The sequence below is a fragment of the Vibrio sp. M260121 genome, assembly GCF_036533715.1.
In the GTDB taxonomy this organism is placed as follows: domain Bacteria; phylum Pseudomonadota; class Gammaproteobacteria; order Enterobacterales; family Vibrionaceae; genus Vibrio.
Window position 1 is genome coordinate 39,464 of record NZ_JATABF010000041.1, and the last position, 16,507, is coordinate 55,970.

The window sequence follows — 16,507 nt, forward strand, 5'->3', positions numbered from 1 at the left end:
GAAAGGGGGAGGGGGAAACTCCTCCCAATGATTAAGGCTGATTATGATGAGTGAAAGCCCACAAAAGCTCGGGCGAAGCGAATGGAACGATTATATGGATAAAGTGAAAGCGCGAGACAAAGACGCTTTCGCCTTCGTATTTCGTTTTTATGCACCAAAGCTTAAGCAGTTCGCCTACAAACATGTTGGTAATGAGCAAGTTGCAATGGAAATGGTGCAAGAAACCATGGCGACTGTTTGGCAAAAAGCTCATTTATATGACGGCACAAAAAGTGCGTTGTCGACATGGATCTATACCATTATCCGTAACCTTTGTTTCGATCTATTAAGGAAGCAGAAAGGTAAGGACTTACACATTCATTCTGATGACATTTGGCCATCAGATTACTACCCAGCTGATTTGGTTGACCATTATTCACCTGAGCAAGACATGCTCAAAGAACAGGTAGTCAAATTTTTAGACATACTGCCGAAAAACCAAAGAGAAGTACTCCAAGCGGTGTACCTTCAAGAACTACCACACCAACAGGTCGCAGAGTTGTTCGATATACCTTTGGGCACTGTGAAGTCTCGCTTGAGGCTAGCGGTAGAAAAGCTAAGGCATTCGATGCATACGGAGCAATTATGAATAAACATCCAGACAAAATATTGTTAGAGGCCTATGCTTCGGGAAGTATTGATGCAGTTTCTGGTTTGGTGGTTGCCACACACTTAGAGACTTGTTCGAAATGCCGAGCATATGTAAATGAATTCGAAGCCGAACAAGCATCGGTTGCTGTAAGCGATATCGCTTCAGAATACGACGCAGACTTTGACATCATGTTCAATGACATTATTACGGCAGAGCCAACACCAGAATCGGTCGTTATAAAAGACATTGCGAAAGTTGAAGTTGCGGGTAAGGACTTTAAGCTGCCCAAAACGTTGAGTCGTTTTTCTGATCTGGTCGGTGAGTGGAAGAGTTACGGCGGTAAAGTATATAGCGCGCAACTCGACTTAGGGGAAGATGCCCGCGTTAACTTAATGTACATCAGTGAAGATGTTCGTATTCCTCAGCACACGCACAAAGGCCAAGAATCGACGCTTGTACTGCACGGCGGTTTCAGTGATGAAGATGGCCACTATGAAGCGGGAGATATGATGGTCAGAGACGGTTCCGTAAAACACAGTCCGTTCACCAAGCCCGGAGAAGACTGCTTATGCCTAACGGTGCTGACAGAGCCAATGATCTTCACACAAGGGGTTGCCAGAATATTCAATATGTTTGGCAAGGGCATGTACCCATAGCGACCTAGATGGCATTTACGAGAAAAGCGCTTGGGCAACCCAAGCGCTTTTTTAATTGAAATTATCTCTTAATATCTAGGAGGGGCTACTTTACTTTCCACCCGTTGTAAGCATCTGCTCCCGGCTCAGCACCGAATGCTGGTGCCCATGCTGCGTACCATGTTTTACCATTATGAGTTACTTCGGCACCGGAACCATAGCTCATGCTAGAATTCCAAGCGGGGGCTGCTTGACCCGGTAATAGTTTCATTGTCCAAGATGTATCGGTACCTGGTTGTGCTGTTGTATACCAGTTAGCAACGTATTCATAGCCGTTGAACATTACAGTGTCCCCTGCATTGTATACTTGACCAGCAACCCATGTTGTTTGTTCTACATCTTCAATCACAAGTGTTTGTTCAGCTTGTCCAGTTGCACCTAAGTTGTCCGTTACTTCTAGGGATACTTGGTAGTTACCCACTTGTGTCGGGGTGAACTTAGCCTGAGGTTTATCTGCATTTAATACTGATACTGAATTGCCCTCAAAAGACACTGACCATGTATGACCCACAATCAAACCATCGTCCGATGACTTTTTCGCATCCAGCGTAATAGTATTGCGTACTACCTTTTCTCCTAGGGCCTCAAAGACAGCTTGGGGAGCGATATTTTCAGCAACACTTGGATTGATGGTAACTTGAACTTCACTTTTGTCCGATGCAAAACCATCACTGACTTCGAGCGCGAATTTCAATACTTGTTCTTGATTTGAAAGCGTTGTTGTTGCGATCTTTGTAATGTTTTTGCTTTTACCTGTTCCCAGTTCAACAGGTTCGCCTTCGAGTTGAGTCCATTTATACGTTAGAGCATCACCATCGTTGTCATAAGAGTCTCGACCCAATAGGTTAAAGACAGCACCATGCTCGACATTTCGTTTATTCGACTTAGCAATAGAGATTGGAGCTGAGTTTTCACCCTCTAAACGATAAACAACAGTATCTGCTGAAACATTACCTTCTGCATCTGTTACTGTTAGCTTGAACGTCAGGTTTACTCCTCTCAAATCTGGTTTTGCATCATCCTTGAACTTGAATTGAGCATTTGCTGTACGGCCTTTAATTAGCTTAACCATGGATTTTTCAATGCCAATGAACTTACCTTTTGACCATTTATACGCCAGTTCCCCAGCTTTACTCGTAGATTTACTACCATCTAGGCTGTAACGAGTGTTTAAATCAAGCTGAGTGGACACATCCGTTCCTGCATTGGCTTGAGTGACAACACCGATGTCTTCTGCTTGATTGGTTAGACGGTTACACTCCTCTTGCGTTGCGACATTTTCGCCACATTGGAAGATGATGTTTTGCATATCAATCAATTCTTTACCGGTAACAACTGATTGACCCAGACCTTCACGTGCCGCATTCAGTAAAAGACCGTCACCATAGTCTGCCATCCAAGTAAAAATTCCCCCAAGGCCACGCTCTTTTGCATATTGTGCTTTTGCATACACTGTTCTCGGAGTATCCAGTGACATAAACAAGCCGCTATCTGCGTTGTAAATGAAATCAGCATTAGCGACTTTATCTGTATACAACTTATATGCAGGGTCTTTAAATTGGATACCATTTTGCTCCGTTACATCCATCATATTTGTCGATAAGTCGTACCATTCACTCGTGCCATTTTCATAAGAGCCAGGAACTTCTGTCGCATCTTTATCGTAGGTGCCTGATAACGGAGAATAGGAATCTAAAACCGCATTTTTGCCATTACGTGAGTAGGCTGCATAACCAATGTGGATAACGCTTGCATCAATACCAAGAACATCGATCATATAATCAATTGAAGCTTCAGAGGAGTAGCCATCTGATTTGTAAGTAAGTAGGTTTGTATGGTGTGCAATCTCTTCGGCCCAGCCTGCTCCAAAAAAGTCATAAGTCATTAGGTGAATGATATCGACACCATTTTCCGTCAATGTCTTTAGATTAGAAGCATCAAGTTTGGTTTTAGGTGCACCCGCTGCAATGGCAATTTTAACGGTTTGTTTGTTAGCAGAATCCAGTGCTGAGCGTAATTCTTGAATAAGTAGCGCATAGTTATCACCATCTGAGGGATCTGCACTGTTTGCTTCTGCACCACCCCCACCAGGATATTCCCAGTCGATATCAACTTGACTAAAAAAAGAATAGTTGCGGACAATTTGCACTACACTATCGACAAAAACTTTACGTGCTGCTGGGTCCTTTGCCATGCGAGAGAAAGGTTCTGACAAAGACCATCCGCCAATACTAAATGCAACTTGTAGATTAGGATTCTCTGCTTTTGCTTTTTTAGCATAGCCAAGCATACCTGCTACACGATTTTCGCCTTGATACCAGCGCTGAGCAAGGGAAGGAATTTCTTCCCAATGAGGGTTTCCTGCTGCTGCTTGGTCTGCTGATGTAAGCGCCCCTCCGGCGGTAGTGGCGATATCAGCCCATAAGTCAGTACTGATTACTTCGTGTTCTTTTGCTCCGGCTGCTGGACAGATGTTCTTAAGCGATTCAACAGCACTGGTAATCGCAGGATCACCAATTTCAGTACCACACAGACCGAAAAATGACAAAATGATCTTATCGTACCCGTGAGCGACATTAGCGATATTGAATTTTCTATCATATTGCCCCCAATTAGATACATACGCAGAAACTTGTGGGTTTGAAGCGGTATTCTTCTCATATGTATTTTGTACGTAGTTTACGCTTTGCAAGTTTGGCTTTCGTCCAAGCTCTGGCGCTTGTGTTGCATTAGCACTGAAAGCAAGCCCTGTTAGAATGGATAAGGTCAATCTGTTGATATTCATAGTTAACTCCCTTAGATGAAATAAAAACGGCAACGTCAAGAACTTCATAGCCGTTGAGAGGGAGTAAACTACATACAGAAATGAGAGTAAGTAAGAAAGCTTACGGAGTTGAGTAGGGTAATTCTTACCTTAAAATTCATTGGGTTAGAATCACAAGTGCAATAATCGGTATACATAGTAGGGCAGCAATTGTGTGCTACTGCCCCAAAAATTGAAAAGCTAAGAGAAGTGCTCCTTAGAAAGACATCTAATCGCGTAAGCGTGCTTTTTCTAACAGCTCAGTAAAGTAGTGTCTTAACGAATAGAGCATGATCAGGCTAGGAACGACCATGACTGCGGTAATCGCAAAGAAGGTTGTCCAGTCATTCAGATAGTCAACTAATTCGCCACTGAATGATGCTAGCGTCGTTCGTCCAAAGTTACCCAGTGAAGCTAGCAACGCGTATTGAGTAGCTGAGAAAGCTTGCCCGGTCAGAATCGTCAAGAACGAAACAAAAGCGACGGTCGAGAAAGCAGTCGTGAAGTTATCTACAATGATTGTTGCAAGGAACAAGTGCTCGTTCGGGCCCACTTTCGCAATCCAAGCAAACATCAAGTTACTTGCCGCCATGGCGATACCGCCAATCATCAGGCCACGTACAATACCAAACTTAACGTTGAACATGCTGCCAACAAAGGTGAACAGCATGGTCGCACCCCAGCCAATCAGTTTCGAGTAGTAACCAATCTGTTCGTTGCTAAAACCAATCTCTTTGTAGAAGGCGATCGACATACGTCCTAAAAATGCTTCCCCAATCTTAAATAGGAAAACAAACAAAAGAAGGGTGATGGCAACACGAACGCCATTTCGGTTAAAGAAGTCTAAGAAGGGTTCAACGACGGTTACGGTAAACCAAGCCACTACTTTAGAGCCCACTACTTCTTTATGACGTTGCTCCGCTTCAGATTGAAGCTGCTCTCGTTGAGTTTTCGGTTCACCGACCAATAGAGTAAAAATCATCAGTAAAACGACAATGAATGCCATTCCGTAGTAAACACCGTTCCAACCGATACTGTCGGCGTTGATGAAAGCTAAATAGCCCGGTAAGGAATAACCTGTCCACCAACCAATCACCGCCATAGCTGAAGCTTGCGGAAGTTTAGATTGCTCCGTTTTAGGGAAAGTATCGATACGAAATGCATCAATGGCTATATCTTGTGTTGCGGAAGCCGTAGCAATACACAGAGCAAGAAGTGATGTGAACATCAGGTTTTCTGCTGGGTTTACGCCGGCAATAAACAGCGTCGCAACTAAGACGACACTTTGGCATAAAAATATCCAACTGCGTCGCTGTCCCAACAAACGATGCAAAACAGGTAATTTGACACGATCGACCAATGGCGCCCATAGAAAGTTGATCGCGTAGACTGCGAACACACTACCAAAGTAGCCGATCGCAGAAAGTGTTAAGCCAGCATCTTTGAGCCAGCCTGACATATTTGAGCCGATAAGCACCCATGGAAAACCGCTGGAACAGCCAAGCATGAAAACCCAAAGTAAGCGTTTATCGAGGTAACTTTTTACCGTTTCCAACCAAGTGATGGAAGGTAATGAAGACATAAATCAATCCGTTAAAATAGAGCCACTAAAAGAGAAAACCCTTCGAATATTCAAAGGGCTTATGGTTTTGGCTATTTGAGTAGTGTTGCTTTGGTGATGACGATTTGCGTCTCTGGGACATCGCGCATGCGACCGATAGATTTGGTTGGCTGAGCGGCCATTTTTTGAATGACATCGAAGCCTTCAGTGACTTCGCCAAATACTGCATAACCAGGTGGACGAGCGCCATAGTTTAAGAAGTCATTGTCGACGAGGTTAATAAAGAACTGGCGCGTAGCAGAATCAGGAGCGTTTGTACGTGCCATTGCGATGGTTGCACGGTCATTGTTCAAACCGTTGTTACCTTCGTTTTTGATTGGCGCATAAGTCTTTTGCATCTGCATGTCTTGGTTAAAGCCACCACCTTGCGCCATAAAGCCAGGAATCACGCGATGAAAAATCGTACCTTCGTAGCTACCATCTTCCACATATTTAAGGAAGTTCGCGACTGTAACGGGTGCTTTTTCTTCATTTAACTCTACGGTGAAGTTACCTAACGTAGTTTCAAACGCCACTTTAGGACCAGCAAAAACGCTGCAGCTCAGAAGTGCGAGAGAAAGAATAGCTTTACGTAGCATTAGAATCGCTCCTGCATGTATTGGCGAAGTTCAGGGTCATTCGCGATCTCTTTTAGAGTTAGAGCAACAACATCATTAAGAGTTTGCTCAATATCAGAGTCTGAAGCGCTTAGTGTGCCTGAACGTTTAGCTGTACCAGTATAGGTCTTAACTAGCTTGCCTTGCGGGGTTTCTGCTGTGATTTCTAGAATCACTTTTGCATCCATCTCATTTTCCATTACAGAGTGCTTCACGTTTACTAACGCTTCTTGCACTTCAAGTTCGATTGAGTTGTCGCTGTTCAGATCAGAGTGGAAACCTTGAGAAGAGAATTGCTTCTCCAATGCTTCTTCAAGAGAAATACGTAGGTTCTGCTTCGCGTGAAGTGGCAAAATGTTTGAGCGACCGTTGTCGACTAGCGCAACGTATTGTGCGGCGCGCACATCTTTACTAGTTAGACTGTAGCTTTTACCTTGCACGATAGGGTTAGTGCTTAGCGTTGTTTCAGGCATCAGGTTCAGTTGAGGTTGCTGTTGTGGCGCTGAACATGCAGCAAGCAAGGCAACCGAAGCCGCTAGTACCAGTTTTTTCATCTTATTATTCCTTTTAAACATTTTGCTAAAGTCAGGACTTTATTGCTTGGCGCCTAATTTAGCAGGATTTTTCGTTGCCTGTAAAATCACGAACTTATTGTTAGAAGCGACTAATTTCACATTTTTGTCGCCGAATAGACGTTTCAGCTTTGCATCGTAACCAAGGTGACGGTTACCTATGACCAATAACTTTCCACCTTGGTTCAGAATTTGTTTTGAGTCACAGAACATTTGCCAAGCGATATGGTCTGTAATGGCCTGTTGCTGATGGAAAGGAGGGTTACACATCACCATACATGTGCTTTCAGGTTTGAAGTCGTCTAAACAGTTGTTCGCGATACATTCAATATCTCGGCCTTCACCTAAGTTAGCGATAAGGTTTTGCCTTGCAGATTCCACCGCCATAAAGCTCTCGTCAACACAAGTTAGGTGAGCTTTTGGGTTTAATTGTCCCATTTTGATGGACAGCACACCATTGCCACAGCCCAAGTCGATAATGTTTTTCAACTCAGGATCTTGAGGTAGGTGCTGCAACATAAAGCGCGCGCCTAAATCCAAGCTTTCACCTGAGTAAACATTTGGCAGGTTTTTCAGTTGAATGTTCTCTCCGTCTACGCCCCAAACCGTCATCGGATCTACGGCATGGATTGGCTGCGCGGTTGCATGAGAAAACACCAAACGATGCTTTTTCCATGCAAGGGATGTGGTGGTTTCCCCCAAGTATTTTTCGAAGAGCTTCAGAGTAGAAGTGTGGATCTCTTTGGCTTTGTTCACCGCAATAATAGGGCAAGAGGCCGGAAGCGATTTACGTAATTGACTTAACAACCAAACCAAATGGCGGTTGCTTTTCGGCAATTGCATCAAAACCAAATCTGTATTCTCAGGGATATCATCCATCGTACTGAGAAAGGCAATGTGCTTACATTGGTTCTCTTCGAGATTTTGTTTGGCACCTTTATGAGAAATAAAAGAGTCACTCATCAATGTGACATTATGTTTCTCTGAAAACCAGCATGCCAACGCGCCGAAATTATCATTGATAACCACGATGTTTTGATTCTCTGGCAGCGCTAATTCTTCTACGTGATTGATAAGGTACTCATCACCCGCATCCCATGCTTGAAGAGTCTCATTGGAGCGCTTTGGGAAACGATGCAGCGTGAGGCTACGATCGTGAAGGTCTAATTCGGTTTTCATAACTAAACGTAAGTGGATTTGGAAATTAGTGATTATTGTCGCAAATGATGAAGACTCAAGATACAAAAAGCTGTCAAATTTACTGATTTTCACAGGCTTTTAGCGAACTGTGTGGATTATGAGAAGGTAGAGTAAGGAGGTTTCGTTGATTTCATTTGTCAAACTAGAGTATATACTTACCGGACTAGTATCGATGAGGACTGAATATGATCCAAGAAATCATAGAAAAGAAACTGCATAGTGAGCTGCAACCTAATTATTTGAAAGTGATCAATGAGAGCTACATGCACAATGTTCCGCCGGGTTCTGAGAGTCACTTCAAAGTGATTGTTGTCAGTGATGCGTTCGCGGGTCAGCGCCTTATTGGTCGACATCGTCAGGTGCACACCGTGCTTGCTGATGAACTCGATAATCACATCCATGCGTTGGCGATTCATACTTACACCAATGAAGAGTGGAAATTAGAGCAAGATGGCGCGCCAGATAGTCCTATGTGTATGGGTGGCGGTCGTTAAACCAGCTTTAACTCGCTGATTTGAAAAAGATGGTTTCGGCCATCTTTTTTTGTTTTACATCTTTTCGGGATTAAAATGTGGCACAAATGAAGGTTAAAAAATGTGTTAACAGCGTTTCAACAAATGAATGAAAATTAATGCATGTTTCAAAGCGTGAATGTTTTATTTCCATGACAGATGCAAGGGATTTGGCATTTGTGCGATGGGTCAAAGTTATGACTATTCTTTAACCTTTTACACTCGATTCTACCGAAATAAACCCACCTTTCCTAAGATTGGTCATGGCATCAAGTTCCCAAAAAATGCTAGACTACCGCACCTGATAAATCTCGCCTAATATTTGTGACGAGATAATTAATAGGATGTTGCGATTTTGATGTTTTAAACAGCATCGAAACCGGACACTGATGTCGTGTCTAAAAGTTACGCAATCAAAAGAATCTTTTTCCCGATAAAAGTAGTGCAAGTGCGTATGATTACAATAAAGAAGGGCTTGGATCTTCCTATCGCAGGAACTCCATCCCAGGTGATTAATGATGGTAAGACCATCAAAAAAGTCGCCTTGCTTGGCGAAGAGTACGTTGGCATGCGTCCTACCATGCATGTCCGCGTTGGTGATGAAGTGAAAAAAGCGCAAGTTCTTTTTGAAGACAAAAAGAACCCTGGCGTTAAGTTCACAGCTCCAGCAGCCGGTAAAGTGATCGAAGTTAACCGTGGCGCTAAGCGTGTTCTTCAATCTGTAGTGATTGAAGTGGCAGGCGAAGAGCAGGTGACATTTGATAAGTTCGAAGCAGCTCAACTAGCAGGTCTAGATCGCGAAGTGATCAAGGCTCAATTGGTTGAATCTGGCCTTTGGACCGCTTTACGTACTCGTCCGTTCAGCAAGGTTCCAGCAATCGAATCAAATTCTAAGGCTATCTTTGTAACTGCGATGGATACTAATCCACTAGCAGCTCAGCCTGAGTTGATCATCAATGAACAACAAGAAGCATTCGTTGCCGGTCTAGACATTCTTTCAGCCCTGACAGAAGGCAAGGTTTACGTATGTAAATCTGGCACTAGCTTGCCACGCTCTTCTCAGTCTAACGTAGAAGAACACGTCTTCGATGGCCCTCACCCAGCAGGTCTTGCTGGCACCCACATGCATTTCCTATACCCAGTAAATGCACAAAACGTGGCTTGGAGCATCAACTACCAAGACGTTATCGCGTTCGGTAAGTTATTCCTTACTGGTGAGCTATACACAGATCGTGTTGTATCTCTTGCTGGTCCTGTAGTGAATAACCCACGTCTTCTTCGCACTGTTGTAGGTGCTTCTCTTGAAGACCTAACTGACAGCGAATTGATGCCAGGTGAAGTTCGTGTGATTTCAGGCTCTGTACTTTCTGGTACTCAAGCGTCTGGCCCACATGCTTACCTTGGTCGTTACCATCAGCAGGTTTCTGTTCTGCGTGAAGGTCGTGAGAAAGAACTGTTTGGCTGGGCTGTTCCTGGCAAAAACAAATTCTCAATCACTAAATCTTTCCTGAGTCACATCTTTAAAGGTCAGTTGTTCAACATGACAACGACAACTAACGGTAGTGATCGTGCAATGGTTCCAATTGGCAACTACGAGCGTGTAATGCCTCTTGATATGGAACCTACTTTGCTACTTCGCGATCTATGTGCAGGCGATACAGACAGTGCTCAAGCACTGGGTGCGCTTGAACTGGATGAAGAAGATCTAGCATTGTGCACCTTTGTATGTCCTGGTAAATACGAGTACGGTCTGCTACTTCGTGAATGCCTAGATACCATTGTGAAGGAAGGGTAATCCATGCTTAAGAAATTCATAGAGGATATCGAGCATCATTTTGAACCAGGCGGCAAACACGAAAAATGGTTTGCACTGTACGAAGCAGCGGCAACGCTTTTCTACACGCCAGGTCTAGTAACAAAACGTAGCTCGCACGTCCGTGATAGCGTTGACTTAAAACGTATCATGATCATGGTTTGGTTCGCGGTATTCCCAGCAATGTTCTGGGGTATGTACAACGCGGGTGGCCAAGCTATCGCAGCACTTAACCACATGTATGCTGGTGATCAACTAGCGACAGTTATCTCTGGTAACTGGCACTACTGGCTAACAGAAATGCTTGGCGGCACCATCGGTGCTGAAGCAGGTGTTGGCAGTAAAATGCTACTAGGTGCGACTTACTTCCTACCAATCTACGCAACAGTATTTATTGTTGGTGGTTTCTGGGAAGTGCTTTTCTGTATGGTGCGTAAGCACGAAGTGAACGAAGGTTTCTTTGTAACTTCTATTCTATTCGCACTTATCGTTCCACCAACGCTACCTCTATGGCAAGCGGCACTAGGTATCACATTTGGTGTTGTTGTTGCTAAAGAGATCTTCGGTGGTACAGGTCGTAACTTCCTTAACCCTGCACTTGCAGGTCGTGCTTTCCTATTCTTCGCTTACCCAGCTCAAATCTCGGGTGACGTAGTATGGACAGCAGCTGACGGCTTCTCTGGTGCAACTGCTCTTAGCCAATGGGCTCACGGCGGTAGCGGCGCGTTGATCAACAACATCACTGGCGCTCCTATCACTTGGATGGATGCTTTCATCGGTAACATCCCAGGCTCAATTGGTGAAGTATCGACGCTTGCTCTAATGATCGGTGCAGCGATGATCGTTTACATGCGAATCGCTTCATGGCGCATCATTGCGGGTGTAATGATCGGTATGATTGCAGTATCGACACTGTTTAACGTGATCGGTTCTGACACCAACCCAATGTTCAACATGCCATGGCACTGGCACCTAGTTCTAGGTGGTTTTGCATTCGGTATGCTCTTCATGGCAACGGACCCAGTATCAGCTTCATTTACCAACGGTGGTAAGTGGTGGTACGGCATCCTAATCGGTGCAATGTGTGTGATGATCCGTGTAGTTAACCCAGCTTACCCAGAGGGTATGATGCTGGCGATTCTATTCGCGAACTTATTCGCACCTCTGTTCGACCATGTAGTTATCGAGAAGAACATCAAGCGGAGACTAGCACGCTATGGCAAGTAATAACGACAGCATTAAAAAGACGCTGGGTGTTGTTATCGGGTTGAGCCTTGTTTGTTCAATCATCGTATCAACAGCGGCAGTAGGCCTGCGTGATAAGCAAAAAGCTAACGCTGTCCTAGATAAGCAATCAAAGATTGTAGAAGTTGCTGGCATTGAAGCTGACGGTAAAAAAGTACCTGAGCTATTTGCTGAGTACATTGAACCTCGTCTAGTTGACTTCAAAACAGGTGATTTTGTTGAGACTGCGGGTGACGGTTCTACAGCAGCTAACTACGACCAACGTAAAGCAGCGAAAGATCCAGCAGAGTCTATCAAGCTAACGGCTGAAGAAGACAAAGCTAAGATCCTACGTCGTGCTAACACAGGTATCGTTTACCTAGTGAAAAGCGGTGATGAAGTATCTAAAGTTATCATCCCTGTTCACGGTACTGGTCTTTGGTCAATGATGTACGCATTCGTTGCGGTTGAAACTGACGGTGACACTGTGTCTGGTATCACTTACTACGAGCAAGGTGAAACTCCTGGACTTGGTGGTGAAGTCGAGAACCCAGCATGGCGTGCTCAATTCGTTGGCAAGAAACTATTCGACGAGAACCACAAACCAGCAATCAAGATTGTTAAAGGTGGTGCTCCAGAAGGTTCTGAACACGGCGTTGACGGCCTATCTGGTGCGACACTAACTGGTAACGGTGTTCAAGGTACATTCGACTTCTGGTTAGGTGACATGGGCTTTGGTCCTTTCCTAGCAAAAGTTCGTGACGGAGGTCTGAACTAATGTCTAGCGCACAAAACATTAAAAAGAGCATTATGGCGCCGGTGTTGGATAACAACCCAATCGCGCTACAGGTTCTTGGTGTATGTTCTGCTCTTGCAGTAACAACTAAACTAGAAACAGCATTTGTAATGACACTAGCGGTAACATTCGTAACTGCACTGTCGAACTTCTCTGTTTCTCTAATCCGTAACCACATTCCTAACAGTGTGCGTATCATCGTTCAAATGGCGATCATCGCATCTCTAGTAATCGTGGTAGACCAAGTGCTTAAAGCATACCTATACGATATCTCTAAACAGCTATCGGTATTCGTAGGTCTGATCATTACGAACTGTATCGTAATGGGTCGTGCTGAAGCGTTCGCGATGAAATCTGCGCCAATCCCATCTCTAATCGATGGTATCGGTAACGGTCTTGGTTACGGTTTCGTTCTTATCACTGTTGGTTTCTTCCGCGAGCTATTTGGCTCAGGCAAACTATTTGGCCTAGAAGTACTACCTCTAGTGAGCAACGGTGGTTGGTACCAGCCAAACGGCCTGATGCTACTTGCACCATCAGCATTCTTCTTAATCGGTTTCATGATCTGGGCTATCCGCATTATCAGACCTGAACAAATCGAAGCGAAGGAGTAAGGACGTCATGGAACATTACATCAGTCTGCTAGTTAAATCGATTTTCATCGAAAACATGGCACTGTCTTTCTTCCTAGGTATGTGTACTTTCCTTGCCGTATCTAAGAAAGTTAAGACCTCTTTCGGTCTAGGTGTTGCAGTTGTGGTAGTACTAACTATCGCGGTTCCTGTGAACAACCTAGTTTACAACCTAGTTTTGAAAGAGAACGCGTTAGTTGAGGGCGTAGACCTTAGCTTCCTAAACTTCATCACCTTTATCGGTGTAATTGCGGCACTTGTACAGATTCTAGAGATGGTTCTTGACCGTTTCTTCCCACCTTTGTACAACGCGCTAGGCATCTTCCTACCGCTGATCACAGTAAACTGTGCGATCTTCGGTGGTGTATCTTTCATGGTACAACGTGACTACAACTTTGCTGAATCTGTTGTTTACGGCTTCGGTTCTGGTGTGGGCTGGATGCTAGCAATCGTTGCTCTTGCAGGTATCCGTGAGAAGATGAAGTATTCAGACGTACCTCCTGGTCTACGTGGTCTAGGCATCACGTTCATCACTGTAGGTCTAATGGCGTTAGGCTTCATGTCTTTCTCTGGTGTTCAACTGTAAGTCGGGTAAACCGCAACAATTAAGGAATAGTCAATGGACATTATTCTTGGTGTAGTGATGTTTACTCTGATCGTACTTGCGCTAGTACTAGTGATTCTTTTCGCTAAGTCTAAGCTTGTACCAACAGGTGACATTACAATTTCTGTGAACGATGACCCTTCACTGGCGATCGTTACACAACCAGGTGGTAAGCTACTATCTGCGTTAGCTGGTGCTGGCGTATTCGTATCTTCTGCTTGTGGTGGCGGTGGCTCTTGTGGTCAGTGTCGCGTAAAAGTTAAATCAGGTGGTGGTGACATCCTACCTACCGAGCTTGACCACATTACTAAAGGTGAAGCACGTGAAGGTGAGCGTCTAGCGTGTCAGGTTGCAATGAAAACTGACATGGACATCGAACTTCCTGAAGAAATCTTCGGCGTTAAGAAGTGGGAATGTACTGTTATCTCTAACGATAACAAAGCAACATTCATCAAAGAGCTTAAGCTACAAATCCCAGATGGCGAATCAGTACCTTTCCGTGCTGGTGGTTACATCCAGATTGAAGCGCCAGCTCACCACGTTAAATACGCTGATTTCGATGTACCTGAAGAATACCGTGAAGATTGGGACAAGTTTAACCTGTTCCGCTACGAGTCTAAGGTAAACGAAGACACGATCCGCGCATACTCTATGGCTAACTACCCAGAAGAGCACGGTATCATCATGCTTAACGTGCGTATCGCTACGCCGCCGCCTAACAACCCAGACGTACCACCTGGCATCATGTCATCGTTCATCTGGTCTCTAAAAGAAGGCGACAAGTGTACGATTTCTGGTCCATTTGGTGAGTTCTTCGCGAAAGACACTGACGCTGAAATGGTATTCGTTGGTGGTGGTGCAGGTATGGCTCCAATGCGTTCTCATATCTTCGACCAGCTAAAACGTCTGCACTCTAAGCGTAAGATGTCATTCTGGTACGGTGCACGTTCTAAGCGTGAAATGTTCTACGTAGAAGACTTCGACGGCCTAGCGGCTGACAACGATAACTTCGTATGGCACTGTGCACTGTCTGACCCTATGCCAGAAGATAACTGGGATGGTTACACTGGCTTCATTCACAACGTTCTTTACGAGAACTACCTACGTGATCACGAAGCGCCAGAAGACTGTGAATACTACATGTGTGGTCCACCTATGATGAACGCTGCTGTAATCGGCATGCTAAAAGATCTAGGTGTAGAGGATGAAAACATCCTACTAGATGACTTCGGTGGTTAATTCCTCCAAGTGATTGAATCTATGGCTAGCTCTCTAAGAGCTAGCCATTATTTTTTGTAGAAAACACGACGATATTCAACAGTTGATATAGGAAATCGGTTTGTCTCAAGAGAACCCATTTTCCATATCAATTTAACGACAATAGGAGTAAACAAGTGAAAAAGTGGCTTGTTGCATTCGCTTCTCTATTGGTTTTGGCTGGCTGTGAAAAGTCTGCGGATCAAATTCATCTAAGTGGCCCAACTATGGGCACAACTTACAACATCAAATACATTCAGCAAGATGGCCTACCATCGCCTGAAGCGCTTCAGACAGAAATCGATCGTCTACTTGAAGAAGTGAACGATCAAATGTCGACGTACCGTGAAGATTCAGAGCTTAGCCGTTTTAATCAACACACAACGAGTGAGCCATTCGAGGTATCCCCACAAACTGCAACAGTAGTGAAAGAAGCGATTCGTCTAAACGGTCTTACTTTAGGTGCACTAGACGTCACTGTTGGTCCTTTGGTTAACCTTTGGGGCTTTGGACCTGAAGCGCGTCCAGATGTGGTACCGACAGACGAAGAGCTAGCGGCTCGCAAAGCGAATACAGGTATCCATCATCTTTCTATTGAAGGCAATAAAATGTCTAAAGACATTCCGAACCTTTACGTTGATCTATCAACTATCGCAAAAGGTTGGGGTGTTGATGTAGTTGCGGATTACCTACAATCTGAAGGTATTCACAACTACATGGTAGAAGTTGGTGGTGAAATGCGTTTGAAAGGCATTAACCGTGAAGGTGTGCCGTGGCGTATTGCAATTGAAAAGCCAACCGTTGATGAGCGCTCAATTCAAGAAATTATTGAGCCGGGTGATATGGCAATTGCAACAAGCGGTGACTATCGTAATTACTTTGAGAGCAATGGTGTGCGATACTCTCACATCATTAACCCGCAAACAGGCAAACCAATCCATCATAAAGTGGTGTCTGTAACGGTACTGGATAAATCGTCGATGACGGCTGATGGTCTTGCAACTGGCCTAATGGTGCTAGGTGAAGACAAAGGCATGGAAATCGCGAACGAGAATAACATTCCTGTTTTCATGGTTGTGAAAACGGATGATGGTTTTAAAGAGCTGGCTTCGGAAGCATACAAGCCGTTCATGAAGAAATAACAACAGAAGTGAGCATGTCCTTATGAGTACATTTCTAATTACTTTTGCTGTCTTTGTTGCGGTGATTGCAGCGATGGCAGTAGGTTACATCTTCCAAAAGAAGGTTGTAAAAGGTAGCTGTGGTGGCCTTGGTGCAGTAGGCATCGAGAAAGTATGTAACTGCCCAGAACCATGTGATGCACGTAAAAAGCGTGAAGCCCGTGAAGCTGCGCGTGCTGAGAAGCTCGCAGCATGGGAAAAAGATCGCATTGCTTAATCGGCGATAACCAAAATAGAAAACCCAGCCTTGTCGCCTGTCTCTTATACACAAATCCCCAAGCTTGTAGCTTGGGGATTTTTTTTGAACTCTTTAACGTGTGTGCGATCTGATCACTTACTATTCCTCACTGAAACACTAAGATGACATATT

The 16,507-nt window shown here is 44.4% G+C and carries 16 protein-coding genes; 11 read left to right on the forward strand and 5 right to left on the reverse strand.

From position 1 onward, the window contains the following. Positions 1 to 43 precede the first annotated feature (43 nt). Both QTO06_RS19445 and QTO06_RS19450 read left to right on the forward strand, forming a co-directional pair. Positions 44 to 628, forward strand: coding sequence for an RNA polymerase sigma factor (locus QTO06_RS19445; RefSeq protein ID WP_032803017.1), 585 nt, complete (start codon positions 44 to 46; stop codon positions 626 to 628). Continuing rightward, on the forward strand, positions 625 to 1,287 hold the full coding sequence (locus tag QTO06_RS19450) for a ChrR family anti-sigma-E factor (protein ID WP_331409429.1): 663 nt from the start codon (positions 625 to 627) through the stop codon (positions 1,285 to 1,287). Before QTO06_RS19445 ends, QTO06_RS19450 begins: the two co-directional genes overlap by 4 nt. An 85-nt stretch (positions 1,288 to 1,372) precedes the next feature. On the opposite strand, the gene QTO06_RS19455 is transcribed toward QTO06_RS19450, so the two are convergent. From QTO06_RS19455 to QTO06_RS19475, 5 genes are all read right to left on the reverse strand, one after another. After that, the gene (locus QTO06_RS19455; RefSeq protein WP_331409430.1) at positions 1,373 to 4,111 is read right to left on the reverse strand and encodes a glycosyl hydrolase family 18 protein; all 2,739 of its coding nucleotides are present in this window, start codon (positions 4,109 to 4,111) and stop codon (positions 1,373 to 1,375) included. A 247-nt stretch (positions 4,112 to 4,358) separates the two neighbouring features. Next, positions 4,359 to 5,711 (reverse strand): AmpG family muropeptide MFS transporter, encoded by a 1,353-nt coding sequence (locus QTO06_RS19460; protein ID WP_331409432.1) that lies wholly within the window; start codon positions 5,709 to 5,711, stop codon positions 4,359 to 4,361. 71 nt (positions 5,712 to 5,782) lie between these two features. Continuing rightward, a complete protein-coding gene (locus QTO06_RS19465; protein ID WP_331409433.1) occupies positions 5,783 to 6,328 on the reverse strand; it encodes a peptidylprolyl isomerase in 546 nt (181 codons plus the stop codon). Beyond that, positions 6,328 to 6,900, reverse strand: a complete 573-nt coding sequence (locus QTO06_RS19470; RefSeq protein ID WP_331409434.1) for a YajG family lipoprotein — start codon at positions 6,898 to 6,900, stop codon at positions 6,328 to 6,330. Before QTO06_RS19470 ends, QTO06_RS19465 begins: the two co-directional genes overlap by 1 nt. Before the next feature lie 39 nt (positions 6,901 to 6,939). Next, complete coding sequence (locus QTO06_RS19475) at positions 6,940 to 8,097, reverse strand: methyltransferase (RefSeq protein WP_331409435.1); 1,158 nt, start codon at positions 8,095 to 8,097, stop codon at positions 6,940 to 6,942. 206 nt (positions 8,098 to 8,303) lie between these two features. Between QTO06_RS19475 and bolA the strand changes: the two genes are divergently transcribed. The 9 genes from bolA to nqrM all read left to right on the forward strand — a co-directional run bounded on the left by bolA (position 8,304) and on the right by nqrM (position 16,354). After that, entirely contained in the window at positions 8,304 to 8,612 is a 309-nt protein-coding gene (gene bolA / locus QTO06_RS19480; protein ID WP_005436644.1) for a transcriptional regulator BolA, read from the forward strand. A 472-nt stretch (positions 8,613 to 9,084) separates the two neighbouring features. Next, positions 9,085 to 10,425 carry a Na(+)-translocating NADH-quinone reductase subunit A gene (locus tag QTO06_RS19485; protein WP_331409436.1) on the forward strand — a complete coding sequence of 447 codons (1,341 nt, stop codon included), beginning with the start codon at positions 9,085 to 9,087 and terminating at the stop codon, positions 10,423 to 10,425. Positions 10,426 to 10,428: 3 nt separating this feature from the next. Further along, positions 10,429 to 11,670, forward strand: coding sequence for an NADH:ubiquinone reductase (Na(+)-transporting) subunit B (locus tag QTO06_RS19490; protein ID WP_331409437.1), 1,242 nt, complete (start codon positions 10,429 to 10,431; stop codon positions 11,668 to 11,670). Next, positions 11,660 to 12,445 (forward strand): Na(+)-translocating NADH-quinone reductase subunit C, encoded by a 786-nt coding sequence (locus QTO06_RS19495; protein ID WP_005436650.1) that lies wholly within the window; start codon positions 11,660 to 11,662, stop codon positions 12,443 to 12,445. Before QTO06_RS19490 ends, QTO06_RS19495 begins: the two co-directional genes overlap by 11 nt. Further along, positions 12,445 to 13,077, forward strand: a complete 633-nt coding sequence (locus QTO06_RS19500) for an NADH:ubiquinone reductase (Na(+)-transporting) subunit D (protein WP_005436651.1) — start codon at positions 12,445 to 12,447, stop codon at positions 13,075 to 13,077. The genes QTO06_RS19495 and QTO06_RS19500 overlap by 1 nt, the downstream gene beginning before the upstream one ends. 7 nt (positions 13,078 to 13,084) lie before the next feature. After that, the gene (nqrE, locus tag QTO06_RS19505) at positions 13,085 to 13,681 is read left to right on the forward strand and encodes an NADH:ubiquinone reductase (Na(+)-transporting) subunit E (protein WP_005436652.1); all 597 of its coding nucleotides are present in this window, start codon (positions 13,085 to 13,087) and stop codon (positions 13,679 to 13,681) included. 33 nt (positions 13,682 to 13,714) lie between these two features. After that, positions 13,715 to 14,938, forward strand: a complete 1,224-nt coding sequence (nqrF, locus tag QTO06_RS19510) for an NADH:ubiquinone reductase (Na(+)-transporting) subunit F (protein WP_009707442.1) — start codon at positions 13,715 to 13,717, stop codon at positions 14,936 to 14,938. Between the two features lie 155 nt (positions 14,939 to 15,093). Then, a complete protein-coding gene (locus QTO06_RS19515) occupies positions 15,094 to 16,098 on the forward strand; it encodes an FAD:protein FMN transferase (RefSeq protein ID WP_005436654.1) in 1,005 nt (334 codons plus the stop codon). 22 nt (positions 16,099 to 16,120) lie between these two features. Then, the gene (nqrM, locus tag QTO06_RS19520) at positions 16,121 to 16,354 is read left to right on the forward strand and encodes a (Na+)-NQR maturation NqrM (RefSeq protein ID WP_005436655.1); all 234 of its coding nucleotides are present in this window, start codon (positions 16,121 to 16,123) and stop codon (positions 16,352 to 16,354) included. Positions 16,355 to 16,507 lie beyond the last annotated feature (153 nt).